This window comes from Stenotrophomonas sp. INTA L402-1, from assembly GCF_059295135.1.
On the sequence record NZ_JCAFWP010000002.1, the window covers coordinates 174,554 to 194,890 of the forward strand.

The 20,337-nt window shown below is 67.6% G+C and carries 15 protein-coding genes; 9 read left to right on the forward strand and 6 right to left on the reverse strand.

Annotation, left to right across the window (positions count from 1 at the left end; all coding sequences use genetic code 11):
- Nucleotides 1-15 precede the first annotated feature (15 nt).
- The 5 genes from AC5O77_RS03520 (at nucleotide 16) to AC5O77_RS03540 (ending at nucleotide 5,433) form a co-directional block, all read left to right on the forward strand.
- A complete protein-coding gene (locus AC5O77_RS03520) occupies nucleotides 16-1,722 on the forward strand; it encodes an alkaline phosphatase (RefSeq protein WP_032128997.1) in 1,707 nt (568 codons plus the stop codon).
- Complete coding sequence (locus AC5O77_RS03525; RefSeq protein ID WP_032128996.1) at nucleotides 1,719-2,264, forward strand: WG repeat-containing protein; 546 nt, start codon at nucleotides 1,719-1,721, stop codon at nucleotides 2,262-2,264. The genes AC5O77_RS03520 and AC5O77_RS03525 overlap by 4 nt, the downstream gene beginning before the upstream one ends.
- A gap of 705 nt (nucleotides 2,265-2,969) precedes the next feature.
- Nucleotides 2,970-4,268: a tRNA lysidine(34) synthetase TilS gene (tilS, locus tag AC5O77_RS03530; RefSeq protein ID WP_494506502.1), complete on the forward strand. Its 1,299-nt coding sequence runs from the start codon at nucleotides 2,970-2,972 to the stop codon at nucleotides 4,266-4,268.
- Between the two features lie 36 nt (nucleotides 4,269-4,304).
- Nucleotides 4,305-4,565: an exodeoxyribonuclease VII small subunit gene (locus AC5O77_RS03535; protein WP_005410522.1), complete on the forward strand. Its 261-nt coding sequence runs from the start codon at nucleotides 4,305-4,307 to the stop codon at nucleotides 4,563-4,565.
- Entirely contained in the window at nucleotides 4,555-5,433 is an 879-nt protein-coding gene (locus tag AC5O77_RS03540; RefSeq protein WP_121504580.1) for a polyprenyl synthetase family protein, read from the forward strand. Before AC5O77_RS03535 ends, AC5O77_RS03540 begins: the two co-directional genes overlap by 11 nt.
- A gap of 85 nt (nucleotides 5,434-5,518) precedes the next feature.
- On the opposite strand, the gene AC5O77_RS03545 is transcribed toward AC5O77_RS03540, so the two are convergent.
- A complete protein-coding gene (locus AC5O77_RS03545) occupies nucleotides 5,519-5,890 on the reverse strand; it encodes a DUF4870 domain-containing protein (RefSeq protein WP_010482972.1) in 372 nt (123 codons plus the stop codon).
- Between the two features lie 87 nt (nucleotides 5,891-5,977).
- Nucleotides 5,978-7,345, reverse strand: coding sequence for a metalloprotease PmbA (gene pmbA, locus AC5O77_RS03550; protein WP_197615829.1), 1,368 nt, complete (start codon nucleotides 7,343-7,345; stop codon nucleotides 5,978-5,980).
- A 68-nt stretch (nucleotides 7,346-7,413) separates the two neighbouring features.
- On the opposite strand from pmbA, the gene yjgA reads away from it, so the two are divergent.
- Entirely contained in the window at nucleotides 7,414-8,001 is a 588-nt protein-coding gene (yjgA, locus tag AC5O77_RS03555; protein ID WP_049398682.1) for a ribosome biogenesis factor YjgA, read from the forward strand.
- Nucleotides 8,002-8,042: 41 nt separating this feature from the next.
- On the opposite strand, the gene tldD is transcribed toward yjgA, so the two are convergent.
- Genes tldD through AC5O77_RS03575 form a run of 4 tightly spaced genes read right to left on the reverse strand, consistent with a single transcriptional unit; the run spans nucleotide 8,043 to nucleotide 15,522 of the window.
- Nucleotides 8,043-9,488, reverse strand: coding sequence for a metalloprotease TldD (tldD, locus tag AC5O77_RS03560; protein ID WP_049398683.1), 1,446 nt, complete (start codon nucleotides 9,486-9,488; stop codon nucleotides 8,043-8,045).
- 60 nt (nucleotides 9,489-9,548) lie between these two features.
- Nucleotides 9,549-13,403, reverse strand: coding sequence for a YhdP family protein (locus tag AC5O77_RS03565; protein WP_180844946.1), 3,855 nt, complete (start codon nucleotides 13,401-13,403; stop codon nucleotides 9,549-9,551).
- A gap of 30 nt (nucleotides 13,404-13,433) precedes the next feature.
- Nucleotides 13,434-14,921, reverse strand: a complete 1,488-nt coding sequence (rng, locus tag AC5O77_RS03570) for a ribonuclease G (RefSeq protein WP_010482960.1) — start codon at nucleotides 14,919-14,921, stop codon at nucleotides 13,434-13,436.
- Nucleotides 14,914-15,522, reverse strand: coding sequence for a Maf family nucleotide pyrophosphatase (locus tag AC5O77_RS03575; protein WP_032128990.1), 609 nt, complete (start codon nucleotides 15,520-15,522; stop codon nucleotides 14,914-14,916). The genes rng and AC5O77_RS03575 overlap by 8 nt, the downstream gene beginning before the upstream one ends.
- A 131-nt stretch (nucleotides 15,523-15,653) precedes the next feature.
- On the opposite strand from AC5O77_RS03575, the gene AC5O77_RS03580 reads away from it, so the two are divergent.
- From AC5O77_RS03580 to AC5O77_RS03590, 3 genes are all read left to right on the forward strand, one after another.
- A complete protein-coding gene (locus tag AC5O77_RS03580; protein ID WP_006382138.1) occupies nucleotides 15,654-16,391 on the forward strand; it encodes an SIMPL domain-containing protein in 738 nt (245 codons plus the stop codon).
- Between the two features lie 216 nt (nucleotides 16,392-16,607).
- The gene (locus tag AC5O77_RS03585) at nucleotides 16,608-17,258 is read left to right on the forward strand and encodes an energy transducer TonB (protein ID WP_494506480.1); all 651 of its coding nucleotides are present in this window, start codon (nucleotides 16,608-16,610) and stop codon (nucleotides 17,256-17,258) included.
- Between the two features lie 191 nt (nucleotides 17,259-17,449).
- Nucleotides 17,450-20,284: a TonB-dependent receptor gene (locus AC5O77_RS03590; protein WP_032128988.1), complete on the forward strand. Its 2,835-nt coding sequence runs from the start codon at nucleotides 17,450-17,452 to the stop codon at nucleotides 20,282-20,284.
- Nucleotides 20,285-20,337: the final 53 nt, after the last annotated feature.

Here is a 20,337-nt window from a genome sequence, read left to right on the forward strand (position 1 = left end):
GAGATCCCAGCGTCCATGCGCCGTTCCGTCTCCCTGTTGGCCGCCTGCGCCACCACCCTGCTGCTGGGCGCCTGCGCCAGCACCACCCCCGCGTCCGCCCCGGCCGGCCTGAAGGTCGCCGTCGACCCCGTTGCCCATCCGGCCGGCGAGACCCCGCAGTGGTGGTACCGCAGCGGCGCCGCCCAGGCCGCCGCCAACGGCGCGATGTCCGGCAAGGCCAAGAACGTCATCCTGTTCCTCGGCGACGGCATGAGCCTGACCACGGTGGCCGCCTCGCGCATCTACGAAGGCCAGCAGAAGGGCGGCTCGGGTGAAGAGAACCTGCTGTCCTGGGAGCGCTTCCCGGCCACGGCCTTCAGCAAGACCTACAACACCGATTCGCAGACCCCGGATTCGGCCGGCACCATGACCGCCATCACCACCGGCGTGAAGACCCACATGGGCGCGATCGGCGTCAGCGCCGGCAGCCGCACCGACTGCGCCGACAGCCTGTCCAAGGGCCTGCTGACCTGGCTGCAGCTGGCCGACAGCGCCGGCCTGGCCACCGGTGTGGTGTCCACCGCACGCCTGACCCATGCCACTCCGGCCGCCACCTACGCGCACTCGCCCGAGCGCAACTGGGAAAACGACACCGACCTGACCGAAGCCGCGAAGGCCGCCGGCTGCAAGGACATCGCCCAGCAGCTGTTGTCCACCTCGCGCTATGGCCGTGGCCCGCTGGTCGCCCTCGGCGGTGGTCGTGGTGAGTTCACCACCGTGGAAGAGCGCGATCCCGAGTACGACGACAAGGTCGGCCAGCGCCTGGACGGCCGCAGCCTGGTGCAGGAATGGCAGCAGGCGCATCCGCAGGGTGCCTACGTGTGGAACAGCAAGCAGCTGGCCGCCGCCGCGAATGCGCCGGCCATCCTTGGCCTGTTCGAGCCGGACCACATGCGCTACGAGTACGAGCGCCCGCAGGATCCGGGCGGTGAGCCGAGCCTGGCCGAACTGACGGCGGCAGCCATCAAGAACCTGGCCAAGCACCAGGAAGGCTACGTGCTGATGATCGAAGGCGCGCGCATCGACCACGCCAACCACAGCGGCAACGCCTACCGTGCGCTGACCGAGACCGTGGCCCTGTCCGACGCGGTGCGCGTGGCCAACGAACTGACGTCGGCCGACGACACCCTGATCATCGTCACCGCCGACCACTCGCACACCCTGAACTTCGTCGGCTACCCGGCACGCGGCAACCCGATCCTGGGCAAGGTGAAGGACAAGGGCGGCGAAGATGGCGCCGGCAAGCTGGACTACGCGCTGGACGGCACCGGCCAGCCCTACACCACGCTGAGCTACGCCAACGGCCCGGGCCACACCGGCAGCAGCAACCAGCAGCCGGCCGGTCCGAAGCGTTACCCGCACAACCCGAGCAGCTTCGAACCGGCCAACGGCCGCCCGAACCTGCGCGAGGTCGACACCGAGCATCCGGACTACATGCAGGAAGCACTGGTGCCGATGAAGTCCGAGTCGCACGGCGGCGAAGACGTCGGTATCTGGGCACGCGGCCCGGGCAGCAAGGCGATCCGCGGCACGCTGGAACAGAACGCGATCTACCACATGATCGTGCAGGCCACCCCGGCCCTGCGCGAGCGCCTGTGCCAGGCCGGCACCTGCGATGACAAGGGCGTGCCGGTACAGCTGCCGGCGCCGACCGCATTCGAGCGCAAGGCCGAGGCCAAGTGATCGTGAGGCAGGCCCACCCTGCCCCTGCCAGCGGCCGCTTCGCGCGGTCGCTGGTCCTGCTTGGCGTGCTGGTCAGTGCCAATGCAGCGGCACAGGCACCGGCGTGCAAGCTGCTGACCGACGAACACGGGTTGTGGCCGCTGCCCAACTGCGAAGTGGTCGATCACCGGCCGAAGATCAGTGCCGACACCTTGAAGGACCTGAATTACGACGACCATGGCCTGGCCGTGGTGTACGCCGACCAGGGCTTCCACTACGTCAACCGCAAGGGCCGCAGCCTGCCGGTACTGACCTGGGACAACGGTCCGGAAACACCGCAGGAAGGCCTGCTGCGCGCCCGCGTCGGCAACCGCGTGGCCTACTTCGATCTGAAGTTCCGCCAGGTGGTGCCCGGCACCTTCGATTTCGGTTGGCCGTTCCAGGATGGCGTGGCCGAAGTCTGCAATGGCTGCCGGCGCGGCACGCCGGATGCCGATGGCCACACGCCGATGGAAGGCGGAGAGCGGTTCCGCATCGACCGTTCGGGTCGTCGGGTAAAGTAGGTTTTCGGCAGGGCTGCGCCCTGCACCTGCAGACGCAACGGCAACGGCCGAAGCAACAGCAACAGCGTGCATTCCGTGGGATGGCGGGGCACTGTGGGTTTGCGGGGACGGCGCAAGTACGTCCATGTAGCCTTGGTCGCCGCATCCATGCGGCTCACACCCCGCAGACCCACAGTACCCCGCCTTCGACAGTTTTCCGGCGGCTGTTGGTAGGTGTCGACCTTGGTCGACACATCTGTCAGATATCGAATGAGTCATCCACGCATGGCGTGGATCTACTGTGTCGACCAAGGTCGACACCTACCAAAGCGGTGCACGACGCCGTTCTGGCAGATCGCGGCATTCTGTCGAAGGCGGGGTGGGTCCGGTTGCGGGGGCGTGAGCCGCATGGGCCCGAGGCATGCCTCGGGCGGGTTGGGCAGGACGCCCAACCCCGGTCTTGCCGTGTGCGCAGGAACGCGCACACGAGCAAGCGGCGACCGAGCTTACATGGGTGAGGGCGCTTTGCTTGCGAAGCACTGCTTCGCAAGCGCCCGAACGCACAGCCGCCAGCGGCTGGGCCGGGCCCCGGAGGGGGACTTGCAGCGGCCCCCGCAACCGGACCCACCCCGCCAACCCTCAGGAAACCCGCTTCTGCTGTTGCTTCGGCCGTTGCCGTTGCTTGCGCGTCTGCGGGTGCAGGGCGCAGCCCTGCCGACCAACCCTATACTTGCCGGCGTGAGTGAATTCCCTGCCCTCGTTCCGCTGGATGCGCCGCTGCTGGTGGGCTACAGCGGTGGTGTCGACTCCACCGTGCTGCTGCATTGGCTGTGGTGCTGCGCGCAAGCTTCCGGCACGGCGCTGCGCGCGGTGCACGTGCACCACGGGCTGCAGCCCGATGCAGATGACTGGGTGCTGCACTGCCAGCAGCAATGCGACGCCTGGGGCATCGAACTGGCCGTGCACCGCGTGCAGGTCGAGAACGGCACAGGCCTGGGCACCGAGGGTGCCGCGCGACTGGCACGACGCGCCGCGTTCGCGGCCGAACTGCGCGACGGCGAAACCCTGGCGCTGGCACAGCACCAGGACGACCAGGCCGAGACCTTCCTGTTGCGCGCCCTGCGCGCTTCCGGCGTCGATGGCCTGGCGGCGATGTCCACGCACAGCCGCCTTGGCGAAAAGCCTCTATGGCGACCGCTGCTGGCAGTGCCACGCAGTGCACTCCTCGACTATGCCCGCCAGCATGCACTGCACTGGATCGAAGACCCCAGCAACGCCGACGACCACGCCGATCGCAACTTCCTGCGCCTGCAGGTACTGCCACTGTTGCGCCAGCGCTGGCCGCATGCCGCTGCGGCGATGGCGGGCAGCGCAACCCACTGCGGGCAGACCCGCGAACTGCTTGACGAGGAAGACGCCCAGCTGATCGCACACCTGGAAGTCGCTCCACGCGTGCTGTCGCTGCAGCTGCTTCGCCAGGTCTCACCGGGCCGTGCCGCACGCGTGCTGCGTGCCTGGGTGGCCGGCCACGACGCGGCACCGCTGCCGGCCACCGTGCTGCAGCAGGCGCTGGACGAGCTGCTGCCGGCCGACAACGATCGCCAGGCGCGGGTGCGCTGGCACGATCACGCGATCCAACAGTGGCGCGACCACGCCTACCTGCTGCCGGCCCGGCTGCCTGCGCTTCCCCACGAGTGGCAGGCCGAATGGGATGGACGCGCACCGCTGCCATTGCCCGATGGTGGACAACTGCGCCTGCAGGGCACCCCGGCCTTCGAACGCCCGCTGCAGGTCCGTACACGCGTGGGCGGTGAGCGCATTCTGCTGCCCGGTCGCCAGCATTCGCACGCGTTGAAGGACTGCCTCCAACGCGAACACCTCGCCCCCTGGCGCCGCGCGCAGCTGCCGCTGATCTTTGATGGCCCGCAGTTGCTGGCCGCCGCCGACGTGGTCATCGCCGCACCGCTGCAGGCCTGGTTGCAGGCGCATGGCGCGCAGTTGCAGTGGCGCCCGGGCGGCTGGTGAATTGACCCCCGCGCGCGGCCCGTCCACACTTGCCGCATGGCCAAGAAGTCCCCCGAAAACGCCTCCCCGGTCGCCCAGTTCGAGCAGTCGCTCGAATCGCTGGAGCAGCTGGTGGAGCAGATGGAAACCGGCGAGCTGAGCCTGGAAGCTTCGCTCAGTGCTTACGAACGTGGCGTCGGTCTGTATCGCCAGTGCCAGCAGGCGCTGGAGCAGGCCGAGCTGCGCGTGCGCCTGCTCAGCGATCCGGCGCAGCCGGAAGCATCCGAGCCTTTCGATCCGCCCAGCCATGACGGCTGAGGTTCTGTTCGCGCGCTGGCGCGACCGTATCGAAAGCCAGCTCGACGCCGCGCTGCCCTCGCCTGCCGAAGCACCGCAGCGCCTGCACCAGGCCATGCGCTATTCGGTGCTGGGCGGTGGCAAACGCATGCGCCCACTGCTGGTCTACGCCAGTGGCCACCTGTTCGGTGCGCAGCCGGAAAGCCTGGATGCGGCCGCCATGTCCGTCGAACTCATCCACGCCTACTCGCTGGTGCATGACGACCTGCCGGCAATGGATGACGACGCGCTGCGTCGCGGCAAGCCGACCACCCACATCGCCTTCGATGAAGCCACCGCGATTCTGGCAGGCGACGCGCTGCAGACCCGTGCCTTCGGCCTGCTGGCCGATGCACCGCTGCCGGCCACGCTGCGCGTGGCCTGCCTGCAGACCCTGGCCCACGCGTCCGGCGCCGCTGGCATGTGCGGCGGCCAGGCGCTGGATATCGATGCCACCGGCCAGCAGCAGACGCTGGCGGCATTGACCCGCATGCATGCCCTGAAGACCGGCGCGCTGATCCGTGCGGCGGTGCGCATGGGCGCGCTGTGCGGCCAGGCCCACGAACCTCAGCTGGCCCAGCTGGACAGCTTCGCCGACGCACTCGGCCTGGCCTTCCAGGTACGCGATGACATCCTCGATGTCGAGGCCAGTTCCGAGCAGCTGGGCAAGACCGCCGGCAAGGACCAGGCGCAGGACAAGAGCACCTTCCCCGCCCTGCTCGGCATGGACGGTGCCAAGGCTCAGCTGCACGAACTGGCCGCACGCATGCAGTCGATCCTGGCCGGGTATGGCGAAGAGGCCGATGCACTGCGTGCACTGGCGACGCTGGCGGTCGAACGCGATCATTGATCGCTCGCCGGGCACCGCCCGTCGCTCCCCGCACATGAAAACGCCCGGCAATGCCGGGCGTTCTCAATTCCGCATGCCGCCGGTATTACTTGATCAGGCGCAGTGCGAACGGGTAGCGATAGGCTTCGCCGTTGTTGGCCTTGACCGCTGCGATGATGCTGAACACCAGGCTGATGATGCCCACGATCGGGGCCAGGAACACGCCGATGATCACGATGGTCAGGATCATGCTGATGACCATGGCGATGGTCACGGTGATCTGGAAGTTCAGGGCTTCCTTGGCCTGGTCGGTCACGAAGGCCTTGCCCGCGTCATCCTTGTTGATCAGCCAGATGATCAGCGCGCCGATGAAGCCGGTGAAGATGCCCAGCAGGTGGGCAGCCAGGGCCATGGTGCGCTGGTCGGCCGGTACGTCGGTGGTGGCCGGCGGCGGCGGGACGTTATCGAATTCGCTCACGACAAAACTCCTTTTCATTGGGTGGTCTTGACCCACCAGCACCAAGCTGGTTGCGTCAGGCGGGCATAGCTTACGCCATCGACGCCATCAATCATTACCGGCGATGGTCATCCGCCCCAGCAGGATCGAACCGGTCCGGATGTGCGAGCGCGGGTCGACGTCACTGCCGACCGCTTCGATGCTGCTGAACATCTCGCGCAGGTTGCCGGCGATGGTGATGCCATCCACCGGGTACTGGATCTCACCATTCTCGACGCGGAAGCCGCCGGCACCGCGCGAGTAGTCGCCGGTCACCCCGTTCACGCCCTGCCCCATCAATTCGGTCACCAGCAGGCCATCGCCCATCTGCCGGGCGATGTCCTGCAGGGAGCCCGCGTTGGCGGCCAGCTGCAGGTTGTGCACGCCACCGGCATTGGCGGTGGTCTGCAGGCCCAGCTTGCGTGCAGAGTAGCTGCCCAGCACGTAGCGCTGCAGCACGCCGTCACGGACCAGGGCCGAAGCACGCGTGGCCACGCCGTCACCGTCGAAGGCGGCCGAGCGCAGGCCACGGCGCAGGTGGGGCAGTTCCTCGATCTGCATCCAGTCCGGGAACAGCTGCTGGCGAACGCTGTCCAGCAGGAAGCTGGCCTGGCGGTACAGCGCACCGCCGGACACCGCCGACAGCAGGTGTCCAACCAGGCTGCGCGCTACTTCCGGGGCGAACAGCACTGGCATGGTGCCGGTGGCCATCGAGCGAGGCTGCAGGCGGGCGACGGTGCGCTCGGCAGCACGACGGCCGACCAGGCCCACGTCTTCCAGGTCCTCCCGGGCCAACGCGCTGGTGTACCAGCCATCGCGCTGCATGCCATCGCCCTGGCCGGCGATCAGCGCACAGCCCACCGAATGATGGGTGCCACGCTCACGGCCGAAAAAGCCATGCGAATTGGCGTACACCGACAGGCTCTGCATGCTCGAAACCGAGGCGCCGTCGGAATTACGGATCTGCGCATCGGCCTCACGGCCTGCGTTCTCGCAGGCCAGGGCCAGGTCCACCGCCTCGTCGGCCTGCAGCGCCCAGGGGTGCCAGGCATCCAGATCCGGGAAGTCGGAGGCCATCAGCGCGGCCTCGGCCAGGCCGGCAGCCGGGTCATCTTCGGTGTGCCGGGCGATTGCACAGGCCTGCTCGACCGTGGCGGCAAGGCTGGCCTCGTTCAGGTCGCCGGTGCTGGCGCTGCCCTTGCGTTGGCCGAAATAGACGGTGACGGCGATACCGCGGTCACGGGTGGACTGCACGGTCTCCACCTCGCCAAGGCGGACATTGACCTCCAGGCCACGATCCTCGCTGCAGCTGACCTCGGCCTGGCTGGCGCCCAGCGCACGGGCGCGGTCGAGCAGCTGCTGGGAGAGGTCGGCCAGCCGTTCCAGTCGGGCCAGGCTGTCGTCGCCGACAGCGACTTCAGGGGCGATCACGTTCAATGCTTTATCCTGTACGGGTTGGGCCCGGCATCACGCCGGGCGACTTTTTTTGAGATCAGGTAGGAACGATGCGCGGACGCGACGAAGAAACCGGTGAATTCCACGACAAGAGCCGCAGCCAGAACCGGCGCGACGCGCTCGACGTCCTGGCCCTGGGCGAGAAGCTGGTGTCGTTGACCCCGGCCCAGCTGGCACGCCTGCCGATCCCGGAAGACCTGCTGCCGCATATCGCCGAGTGCAAGCGCATCACCGCCCACATCGCCCACAAGCGCCAGCTGGCGTTCCTGGCCAAGCACATGCGCCGCGAAGAAGACGCCACGCTGGATGCGATCCGCGATGCGCTGGACGCCAACAGCGAAACCGGCCGCCGCGAAGTGGCGATGATGCACCGCGCGGAAGACTGGCGCGAGCGCCTGCTGGCCGAGGGTGACAAGGCGCTGGCTGCACTGCTGGACGACTACCCGCAGGCCGACCGCCAGCAGCTGCGCACGCTGGTGCGCAATGCCCAGGCCGAAAAGGCCAGGAACAAGCCGCCACGCGCCTACCGCGAAATCTTCCAGGTGCTGCGCGCCCTGATGCTGCCGGCCGCACTGGGCCTGAAGGCCAGCGCCGAAGACGCCGACCCCGTCGACAGCGACGAAGCCGACGAGGACTGAGTCCGCGCCGGCCTGGGCGGTGGCGCTGGCCATCGCCCGGCTCAGGCCTGGGTACCGCCGACCGTGATGCCCTCGATCAGCAGCGAGGGCTGGCCGACACCCACGGGCACGCTCTGCCCGTCCTTGCCACAGATGCCCACACCCTCGTCCAGGGCCAGATCGTTGCCGACCATGCGCACCTTCTGCATGGTTTCCGGACCGTTGCCGATCAGCGTCGCACCCTTCACCGGCGTGGTGATGCGGCCATCCTCGATCAGGTAGGCCTCAGTGGCCGAGAACACGTACTTGCCGCTGGTGATGTCGACCTGGCCGCCACCGAAGTTGACTGCGTACAGGCCCTTCTTCACCGAACGGATCATTTCCTGTGGGTCGTGCTGGCCGGCGCGCATGTAGGTGTTGGTCATGCGCGGCATGGTCAGGTGCGCGAACGATTCGCGGCGGCCGTTGCCGGTCGGCGCCATGCCCATCAGCCGTGCGTTGAGGCTGTCCTGCATGTAGCCGACCAGGATGCCGTCCTCGATCAGGGTGGTGCACTGGCTCGGGTGGCCTTCATCGTCGATGTTCAACGAACCACGGCGTCCGTCCAGCGTGCCGTCATCGACGATGGTCACGCCCGGGGCGGCAACGCGCTCGCCGATGCGGCCCGCGTAGACGCTGGTGCCCTTGCGGTTGAAGTCGCCTTCCAGGCCGTGGCCGACCGCTTCATGCAGCAGCACGCCGGGCCAGCCCGGACCAAGCACCACCGGCATCACCCCGGCCGGTGCCGGAACGGCGTCCAGGTTCACCAGCGCCTGGCGCAGCGCCTCGCGGGCAAAGGCCTCGGGGCGGCCGTCGGCGAACAGCTCCTCATACCCGTAGCGGCCACCACCGCCGGCATAGCCGGACTCGCGGCGGCCGTTGTGCTCGACGATCACCTGCACGTTCAGGCGCACCAGCGGGCGCACGTCAGCGCCCAGCACACCGTCGCTGCGGGCGATAAGTACCGTATCGACGCCGCCGGACAGGCTCACCATCACCTGCTTCACGCGCGGGTCGGCGGCGCGCAGGTAGCCATCCAGGCGCTTGAGCACCTCGACCTTGGCCTCGTTGCCGATGCCATCGATCGGGTCCAGCGCCGGGTACAGCGCGCGCGCGTTGCCGCGCAGCAGCGACCGCCCGGACTGGGCGCCACCTTCACGCGAGATCGCACGCGCCGACTGCGCCGCCGTCAGCAGCGCATCGGCATGGATGTCGTCGGAGTAGGCGAAGCCGGTCTTCTCGCCGGAAATCGCCCGCACGCCCACGCCCTGCTCGATGGAATGGGCGCCGTCCTTGACGATGCCGTCTTCCACGCTCCAGCTCTCGCGGCGGGCATGCTGGAAATAAAGGTCGCCGAAGTCCACACCGGGGCCGAGCAGCTGGCCGAAGGTGCGCTCCAGGCCAGCGGTATCCAGGCCGCCGGGGCGCAGCAGGCGGTCTTGGGCAAGCGTCAGGGCGATATCAGTCATGGTTCTCGATCTGGGGATGCGGGGGCGCTCAGGCAAGCCCCGTGAACAGGAAAGCCGCGCTCAACGCGAGCGCGGCAGGCCGGTGACGGTCGGCGGAATGGCCGGCGCCGGTGCCGGTACGGGTGGCGGAGCCTTGTCGCGGCTGCGCTCGATCACTTCCACCTTCGGTTCCTTCCATGGACCGGTCACCTTGTAGGTCCGGGCGCCAATCTCGCCCAATGGCTTGGACAATACCGCATTGGTGGCCGCGCCCAGCGCCGCCCCCACCGGGCCACCGGCGACCGCACCCACCACGGTCAGCAGATTGCCTGCACGCGGGTTGACGTCGATGGTCTGGTCGAACTGCTGGTTACGCAGGTCGGCCTGGCCGCGGATGGTGATGTTGGCTGCCGGGCCTTCGATCAGCACCTTGTCGGTGCGCGCCATGCCCTGGCCGAACTGCATGCTGCCGTCGATCTGGTTGAACGCGAAGCCCTTGGAGAAGAAGTCGCGGAAGTCGAACATCAGGCGCCGCGGCAGCTGGGTGACACTGAGCAGGCCCAGCACCCGGCCAGCGCCCGGTTCCAGCTCCAGCAGCTGGCCGTTGCGCGCGTGCAGGTCCAGGCGGCCCTGCAGGTTGCCCAGCTGGAAGTCCGACGGCCCCCCACTCCACGTGGCCTGCAGCTGCGCCTGGCCGGAACCGCCACGCAGCTGGCCGCCGTAGTCGAGGTTCTGCATCAATCCGCCCAGGTCCTCGCTGCGCACCTGTGCGGTCAGCTCGGTGCGGGCACCACCGGTGCGGCCCAGCCAGCGACCGCTGATGTCGATCTCCTGGTCGGGCGCACGGAAGCGCAGCTCGTCCACGTTCAGGCCATTGGCCAGCGGCCGCGTACGCAGTACCGCCTGGCCCAGCACCACCTTGCCGAACTTCAGGTCGGCGATGTCCAGCGCGAACGGCGGCAGCTTGGCCGGGTCCATGTCGTTGGCGCCGGCCTGTACCCGTGCCGGTGCGGCCGATGCACCCGGAGCCGCCGGCAGGGATTGCCAGTGCACGCGGTCGAGCTGGCCACTGATGGTGCCGCCGTCTGCATTGGGGACGGTCAGGCGCCCGGCCAGCGACGGGCCGTCCAGGCGCACATCCAGTGCCTGCGCGCCCGGGCGCAGCTGCAACCGGGTCTGCTCGAACACGCCACCGATCAGCTTCAACTGGCCGACCTGCACGTCCACCGCACGCAGCGGCATGGCGTCGTCATCACTGCCACCCCGCGCCAGACTGATCCACTCCAGAGCGTCCAGGGTCGGGCTGCGGCCATTGACGGTCAATCCGCTCGGCGGCGGCTCGCGGTCGACATGGTCGCTGCCCAGCGTCACCTGCACACCGGTCTGGTTGTTGTGGCTGCGTGCGGCCAGCGCCAGGCGCTGGCCGAACGCAACGTCGATGCGGCCGGCCCCCATCGGCAGCTGTGCAGCCACGGTGGTCGCCAATGGCTCGGCAGCCGGTTTGTCCAGCGGCGCCGGCAGGTCCAGCCGGGTCCCGACCAGATCGGAGCTCAACCGCAGCTCGCTGGGCGGCGCAGGCGCCCCTGGAGCGACCTTGGGCAGGCTGACCGCGATGGTCCACGGCGAGGTTCCGGTGATGTAGGGCTTGAGCCAGGCCATCTCCGGCGCGCGGTCGATCAGCACGCCAGCATCCAGCGTGGCCGACAGCTGCGATTCGAAGGCCAGTCTGCTGTCGTGCACGTAGCCACCGGCACGCAGGCTCAGGCGACCGTCCTGGCCGAGGTGGCGCACCGACAGTGCCTCGGCATCGAAACCGCCATTGCTGTAGCGCGCCTGCCCCTGCATGTTGTCGAAGGCGAGCTGGAAGCGCTTGTCGACCAGCTTCACGCCGGCCAGATCAACCGTCCCCTGCAGGTGGCCGCCACCTTCATCGTGGTGCAGTGGCTGCAGCAGATCGAAGGTCACATGCGCCGGGCCGGCAGCAGTGAGGTTGTCCAGGGTGTCGCCATAATCCTTGTGCAGCGGGCTCTGCCGCAGCATCGCCAGCAGCTTGCCCGCCTCGCTCTGCGCATCGGCGCGCACATACAGCGGCTGCTGCCCGAAATCCGGAATGCCCGCCTCGAACTTCTGCACCGCCACACCGGCCAGATCGCCGCGCCCATGCATGTCGAAGCCGGGGCCGATGAAGGCGATATCGGCGTCGACCTGGCTCATCAACGGCCAATCGTGCTGGAAACGGATGTCACCGTTGGTGATATGGCCGGTGGCCTCGAAGCGGCCATCGTTATTGTCGAACGGCCAGTCGTCCAGGTCGCCACTGACCAGGCCGATGCCATTGCGCACCTGGCCGCCGGCCAGCGCCATGTCCAGCCAGTCGGTGGCGCCCTTGCTCATCTTGGAGTGGATCCAGAAGCGCTTGGCCGCAGTCATCGGCACGTCGTCCAGCTTGGCCGCCAGCTGCAGCCACGGCCGCGTACCGTCCCCCTGGAACCAGACCCCGCCGCGCACGTCGGCCGCATAGTCGGTGCCTTCCACGCGCATCGCCGCAGTACCGATACGCCAACCACCGCCCTCGTCGCGCCAGCCCACCACCTGTCCCGCCAGATGCAGGTCATGACGCACACCAAAGCCGGTCGGCCAATCGAACTGCAGCTGCCGTTGCGGCTGCAACTGCAGGCTGAAGCCATCCGCGTCGCCTTCGAAGCGCCCGCCCAGGCCGCGCAGGCCGGGCGAATTGCCCACGCTGGCGAAGCCCAGCGACTGCAGTTCGCCCTGCGCCCACAGCGGGCCATCGCGATCGCCCGCCAGCTGCAACTCGCGCACGTCCAGCTGCGGCCTGGACAGGAACAGCCAGCGACGCAGGCCTGGTTCGAGACGATCGCTCAGGGCCAGCGCACGCAGCGCGGTGCCGGCCTGCACTTCGCCAGAACGGACCCGCAGCTGCTTGCCAAGCTGCAGCTGCAGGCCATCGAGCTGCTGCTCGCCCTCTTCGGTTTTCAGGCGCAGGCGCGGCACCTGCAACGCCCAGCCATCAGCCTGGCGCTGCCAGCGCAGGCGTGCCTGCAACCGCTGCAGCTGCAGCTGCGGAGCCGCCATCGAGGGCATCGGTGCGCCATCGATGCGGACATCACGCAGGTCCGAATCGGTGGTCACCGCCACCGGCGCGAAATCGCGCAGGGTCAGCCACAGGTTGAGTTCGCCCTTGCCTTCGCGCAGGCGCACACCGCCGGCCGCCAGCAGCGGCGACCAGGCATGGAAATCGACCGGATCGGCGCCCAGCCAGGCCTGGCCATTGCCGCGCACGCGGTCCACGTCCAGCACCGCCGTCAACGGCAGCGCTTCGGTCTGGGCCCAGGCACGCACGCCTACACGCAGGCGGTCGCCATTGACCCGCAGGCGCACGTCGATGCGTGGCAGCGTGGTGTCGATTCCCAGCCCCGGCGCATGCACGCCCAGGCGGCCTCCGATCACCTGCAGTTCGCCCAGCCGGCGCAGCGCATCCAGCGGGTCCCCGCCATTGGCGGCCTGCGGCAGGCCGCGTACCGACCAGCGACCGTCCTCGCCCTGCTGCAGGTCGAGCGCCAGGCCACGCAGGCGCAGCTCGGTCAGCGACCGGCCAGGCAACAGGCCGCTGTACATCGATACCAGCACTTCGGCCTCGCCGATCGCCAGGCCCTGGCCGGCGCCGATGCGCAGGCCCTTGAGCTGCAGCAGCGGGCCGCGCCGGGTCCAGGCGGTCTGCAGCTGGTCGAAACGCACCGGCTGGCCAGCGCGTTCACTCAGCCAGGCGGCAATCCTGTCGGGATGGCGCTCGGCCAGCGGCAGCAGCTGGCTGAGGGTGCCCACCAGCAGTGCAAGCCCGACCAGGCCCACCGCGCAGGCGGCAATGAAATGACGGCGGATCCTTCGCAGTCGCAGGCGCGGCGGCGCGCTCATCGGCCACCGCCGGCCTGCGGCCGGCGAGGATCAGAGCAGAACGACATCGAATTGCTCCTGCAGGTACTGCTCGTCCGCCTGGAAGCGGATGCTCTTGCCGAGGAATTCCTCCAGCTCGGCCACCGCCGCGGATTCCTCGTCGGTGATGCGCGCGACCACCTTGGTCGACGCGATCACCAGCAGGCGCGCGGCATCGAACTGGCGCACGGCACGGGTGATCTCGCGGAAGATCTCGTAGGTCACCGTCTCGGTGGTCTTGATGCTGCCGCGGCCGCTGCACTGCGGGCAGGTCTCCGACAGCTGGCGCTCCAGGCTTTCCACCGTGCGTTTGCGGGTCATCTCCACCAGGCCCAGCGGCGAGAAGTCGTACACCGTGGTCTTGGCATGGTCGCGGGCCAGCGCCTTTTCCAGGGTGCGCAGCACCTGGCGGCGATGCTCGGCATCGTCCATGTCGATGAAATCGATGATGATGATGCCGCCCAGGTTGCGCAGCCGCAGCTGCCGTGCCACCGCCTGTGCCGCTTCCAGGTTGGTGCGGAACACCGTCTCTTCCAGGTTGCGCTGGCCGAGGAACGAACCGGTGTTGACGTCGATGGTGGTCATCGCCTCGGTCTGGTCGATCACCAGGTAGCCACCGGATTTCAGCGGCACCTGCTTGTCCAGCGCGCGGCCGATCTCGTCCTCCACCCCGAACATGTCGAAGATCGGGCGATCACCGCTGTACAGCTCGATCTTCTCGGCCAGCACCGGCATGTACTTGGCAACAAAGGCCTGCAACTGCGCGAAGGTCTCCTTGGAGTCCACCTTCACCTTGTCAACGTCCTTGCGGATCAGGTCGCGTACCGATCGCAGCGGCAGGCTCAGGTCTTCATAGATGTTGCTGCACGAGGCCGCTTCGCGGCCACGACGCTCGACCACGTTCCAAACGCGCGACAGGTAGGCGATGTCCTCGGCGATGGCCTCTGCCGGCTGGCCCTCGGCATTGGTACGCACGATGTAGCCGTAGCCCCCGTGCTGCGCCGACAGTTCGGTCACCAGCGCCTTCAGGCGGGCGCGCTCGGTTTCATCCTCGATGCGTGCGGAAACGCCCACGACCTTGGATTGCGGCAGCAGCACCATGTAGCGCGAGGGAATGCTGATCTGGGTGGTCAGGCGTGCGCCCTTGGTCCCGATCGGGTCCTTCACCACCTGCACCACGATGTCCTGGCCGTCGCGCAGCAGCTCGACGATCGGCACGCTGGACGGCGGCGGCAGCGTGGTGTTCTCGGTATCGGCACTGGCCACCGGCGCCGGCCGCACCACGTCGTTGGCATGCAGGAACGCGGCACGCTCCAGCCCGACTTCGACGAAGGCGGCCTGCATGCCGGGCATCACCCGCTGCACCTTGCCCTTGTAGATGTTGCCGACCACACCCCGGCGCCAACCGCGCTCGATGTGCAGTTCCTGCAGCATGCCGTTCTCGATCACCGCGACCCGGGTTTCGCGCGGGGTCACATTGACCAGGATTTCCTCAGACATCGGCAGCCTCCCTGGCGGCATCGGCAGTTGTGGCCGGCACGCCGCAGCGCGCCAGCAGACGATCGGTATGCAGCAATGGCAGCCCCATGACGCCGGAGTAGCTGCCGGAAAGATGTTCGATCCAGCGCTCGGCCCCGCCCTGGATGGCGTAGGCCCCGGCCTTGTCCAACGGCTCGCCGGTGGCCACGTAGGCGGCGATGTCGGCAGCGTCGATCGGGGCGAAGGTCACTTCGGAAATGACCAGTTCGCTGTCCAGCCCGTCCGCGCCGACCACCACCACGGCGGTCATCACCTGATGGGTACGCCCGGCAAGGCGCGCCAGCATCGCCCGCGCATCGGCGGCGTCAGTGGGCTTTCCGAACACGTCGCCATCCAGCACCACCTCGGTGTCCGAGCCGAGCACGCGCGCCTGCGGGTCATCGGCCAGCACCCGGGCCAACCCGGCGCGCGCCTTGTCGGCGGCGACCCGGCAGACATACTGTTCGGCGCTTTCAGCGGGCGCGCGCTGCTCGACGACCTCCAGGTCCAGGGCCTGGAAGGGGCGTCCGAGTCGGGCCAGCAGCTGGTTGCGTCGGGGGGAGCGGGAAGCAAGATAGAGCATCGGCACAGCATAACCTGAGGCCGCCACCTGAATCGTCGGCAACCCGCCCCGGAACGTGCGCAACCCCGAACGGGCTCACAGCGCGTTCATCGCTACGACACCACCCTCAACGGCACAACAAGGAGTTCTCCATGCGCCTGACCGCCACCCCGCTGCTGCTCGCCCTGTCCCTCGCCCTTGGAACCTCGATGACCGCCCATGCTGCCCCGTCGTCGCCGTCGATCGCCGCCCCGGCCGAAGGCACCCTGCTGAACATCTCGGCCAATGCCGAGGCGACCCGCGTGCCGGACGTGGCCACCCTGTCGGCCGGCGTGGTCACCCAGGCTGCTGATGGCAACAGCGCCATGCGCCAGAACGCCCAGCAGATGGACAAGGTACTGGCCGCGATCAAGGCCGCCGGCATCGCCGAGCGCGACGTGCAGACCAGTGGCGTCAGCCTCAACCCGCAGTACCGCTATGCCGACAACGAAGCACCGAAGATCACCGGCTACCAGGCCAGCAACACGGTCAGTCTGAAGGTGCGCGACATCGCCAAGCTGGGCAAGGTGCTGGACGCACTGGCTGCGCAGGGCGCCAACCAGATCAACGGCCCCAGCTTCGAGATCGACCAGCCGGAACCGGTTTATGACGAAGCGCGCCTGGCTGCACTGAAGAAGGCCCAGGCCCGCGCCCAGACCTATGCGAAGTCGCTGGGCCTGCAGGTGCGCCGCATCGTCAGCATTTCCGAGAACGCTGGCGGCGGCTACCGCCCGATGCCGATGATGCGGGCCATGTCGGCCGGCGCGGCGATGGACAAGGCCACCCCGGTCGCACCGGGTGAATCGACCGTCTCGGTCAACCTGGACGTGGTGTTCGAACTGGGTCGCTGATCCCGTTCGCCATTGCCGACAAAGGCGGATCCCGCAGGGGGTCCGCCTTTTTCATGCCCGCAGCCGGCGTTGGCTGAAGGCCAGCCCAACGATCGCCCCCCTGCCTCTAGGCAGTGGCCGCCCTGTCGCGCTACTGATGGACTGCCAGCCGCGTGCGGCAACCCCGCCACGGGCCCTGGTGCGTTGAGGACTTCGTCACTGGCATGGAGGTGGACCATGGTTCGTACGTATCCCGTTGCATCCCCGCATTTCGACCCCGCCCGCGTTGCCGCCTGGAGCGCGGCCATCGCCCTGCATCTGCTGGCCTTCCTGTTGCTGCTGATCCCGGCGACCTACCAGGCCGTGCAGGTCCCACGTGACAAGACTGCGGTCAGGCTGATCGAGAAGATCCCGCCACCGCCCACGCCACCGGTTCCGATCCCGCCGAAAGAGATCGTCCAGGTGGTGCCGAAACCCCGGACGCAGCCGGTAGCACCGCCACTGCCTGCACCCACCGCGACCGTGGAGGAGACCCAGGGCATCGCACTGCCGGCCGCCGAACCGGCCCCGCCCCAGCTGGCACCGAGCATCGATACCTCCACGCCTCTGGCCGGCGCCCCGCTGCAGTACCGCAGCGCCCCGCCGCCGGCCTACCCGCTGGCGGCACTGCGCAACCGCGAGCAGGGTACGGTGCTGTTGCGGGTAGAGGTGGACTCCCACGGGCAGCCGGCGGTGGTCAGCATCGAGCGCAGCAGTGGCTCGCGCAGCCTGGACCAGGCCGCACGCCAGCAGGTGCTCAGGCACTGGCGCTTCGAGCCGGCCCAGCGTGATGGCGTGGCCGTGCCGGCCATCGGCATGGTGCCGGTGCAGTTCTCGCTGCCGGACTGAGGTGATCGCCGGCCCGGCTGCTTGCCGGGCCGGCGCTTCCGTCCGGACGGGTACGGACGGAACAGGATCAACTGTTATTGATTAAGCAAAAATTCACGACTTCGTCACCTGTCGGAAACCTAGATTGGTCCGTCCCGGAATCTTCCGGAGACAGCCCTCAACGCTACGGTTTTCCAGTTAGGAGAGAAGCTGTGAAACACCTGATCCAACGGCCCGCCAGCCGCCGCCGCACCACCCTGGCATCGTCCATCACCCATATCCTTACCGGCGGCACGCTGCTGCTGGTTGGCGCCGTGGCTTCCACCTCCGCTTTCGCGCAGGAAAAGGCCACCAACCTGGACCGCATCACGGTCACCGGTTCGAACATCCCGCGCACCAACACTGAAACACCGTCCCCGGTGCAGGTGGTGACCCGCCAGGAAATCGACCGTACGGGCAAGACCACGGTTGCCGAGTACCTGCAGACACTGACCGCCGACGGTTCCGGCTCCATTCCCAAGACCTTCGGCAACGGCTTTGCCGGCGGTGGTGCCGGCATCTCGCTGCGCGGCTTGGGCGCGGGTTCGACCCTTGTCCTGTTGAATGGTCGCCGCATGGCCACCTACGGCCTGGCCGATGACGGCCAGAAGGTTTTCACCGACCTGAGCACCATCCCGCTCGACGCCGTCGAACGCGTGGAAGTGCTGAAGGACGGCGCCTCGGCGATCTATGGTTCCGACGCCATCGCCGGCGTGGTCAACATCATCCTGCGCAGCGATTTCCAGGGCGCGATCCTCCGGGGCTCCTACGGCCTGTCTGGCGACAGCGATGGCGACGCGAAGAAGGCGACCCTGACCGCCGGTACCGGCGATCTGGCCACCGACGGCTGGAATGCCTTCTTCAGCCTGGATGTGGCAAAGACCGACGCGATCAAGATCAGTGATCGCAAGAACCGCAAGTGGATCGGTACCGGCGATACCCGCCCGTGGGGCTATGGCAACAACGCCCAGTTCCTCGGCGGCGCCTTCCTCAGCGGCAAGACCCGCGGCGGTGTTGGTCCGAACGGTTCGGTGTATGACGATCGCAATGTGACCAAGGACAATCCTGCCTTCCTGGTCGCATTGCCGGGCTGTGCTGGCCTGACCACCATTCCCGGCCAGACCGAGGCTACTGCACAGGCGCAGGGCTGCCTGTGGGATCCGAACCAGCTGTATCGCGATCTGACCCCGGAAGAGAAGTACGTCAACGTGTTTGGCCGTGCCAGCTTCGCGTTTGGTGAAGGTGGCGAGATCTACACCGAAATCGGCTACTCGAAGAAAGAGACCACCTTCAGCAACACCCCGTCCGGCGTATCCGGCAGCTGGGGCTTCCCCGAAGGCCCGGTCAACGGCAACAGTGGCCCGGGCGCAGTGGTGCTGGGCCCGAATCATCCTGACAATCCCATTCCCGGCCAGGCCTCGCGCCTGCGTTATTCGGCGTGGGATGTCGGTCCCCGCGTGACCAACAACACCAATGAGTTCACCCGCTTCCTGGTCGGCGTCAAGGGCAACTGGGGCGACTGGAGCTACGACACCGCCTATCTGCACTCGGGCACTGATCTGGTCAACAAGCGCACCGGCTTCCTCAACTACGACAACGTACGTTGCGCATTGGCCAACCCGAACTGCGCCGGTGGTGTTTGGCGCATCGGTGACAACGCGGGCATGAACTCGCAGGCGTTGTACGACTTCATCTCGCCGGATATCAGCGCCCGCGCCAAGTCCAGCCTGGACATGTTCGACTTCACCGTGTCGCGCAGCCTGATGGACCTGAAGGGTGGCCCGCTGGGCCTGGCATTGGGTACCGAATGGCGCAAGACCAGCAACAGCCTGACCCCGCAGACCTACACCGACAAGGGCCAGATCATCGGTCTGGGCTACTCGGCCTACGACGGCACCCAGAACGTGTACGCAGGCTACGTTGAGCTGTCTGCGCCCGTGCTGGAAACCCTGGAACTGTCCGGTGCGGTTCGCTACGACAAGTACGAGAGCGGTGAAGGCAAGGCCACGCCGAAGATCGGCATCAAGTGGACCCCGGCCGACTGGATCGCACTGCGTGGCAGCTACGCCGAAGGCTTCCGGGCACCCAACCCGGCCGAGAACGGCGATGGTGGCCTGGCAGCGTTCTCCAACGCGTCCGATCCGGTACGTTGCCCGAACGGCAACCCGGCACCGGGTGCCACCGGGGATGACTGCGGTGCCCTGCCGGTGGCCATCATCACCCGCCCGAACAAGGATCTGAAGCCGGAAGAGTCCAAGAGCTACTCGGTGGGTATCGTCCTGCAGCCGACGTCCACGACCTCGCTGACCATCGATGCCTGGCAGATCAAGCGCACCAACGAAATTGCCCAGGGCAGCACCTCCGAAGCCATTGCCGCCGGCAACGTGTTGCGTGACAGCAACCTGCTCAACGGCGTGCCCGGCACCGGCAGCATCCTGGCAGTCAACACGCAGTACATCAATGCCGCATCGACCCGGGTCCGGGGTATCGATACCGATATCCGCCAGACCTTCGACATCGGCCCGGGCCAGCTGGAGATGGACTTGCAGTGGAGCCATGTGCTCAAGTTCGAGCGCACCGATGCCGACGTGACGGTTGACTACGCGGGTACTCACGGCAACTGCGACGTGACCAACTGCATCGGCACCCCGAAGGACCGCATCAACTTCGGCACCACCTGGAGGCAGGGTCCGTGGAGCGTCAGCGGCGTTGCCAACTACATCTCGAAGATGGACAACAAGGACTTCCGTGGTCCGAACGGCTCCTATCTGTTCGCGTATGCAGACGGAACGGACGTCAAGAAGATCTCCTCGTTCACCACCTTCGACCTGTCGGGCCGCTGGAACATCACTGAAGCCTTCGAGTTGAACGCCTCGGTGCAGAACGTGTTCGATCGCATTGCGCCGCTGGATCCGTCCACCTACGGCGGTGTCAACTACAACCCGCTGCACTTCAGTGGTGCCATCGGTCGCTACTTCACCGTCGGTGCCAAGTACACCTTCAAGTAATACAGGCAACACCTTTCAACGCAGCAACTTCGAAGGCCCGGGCAGCTGCCCGG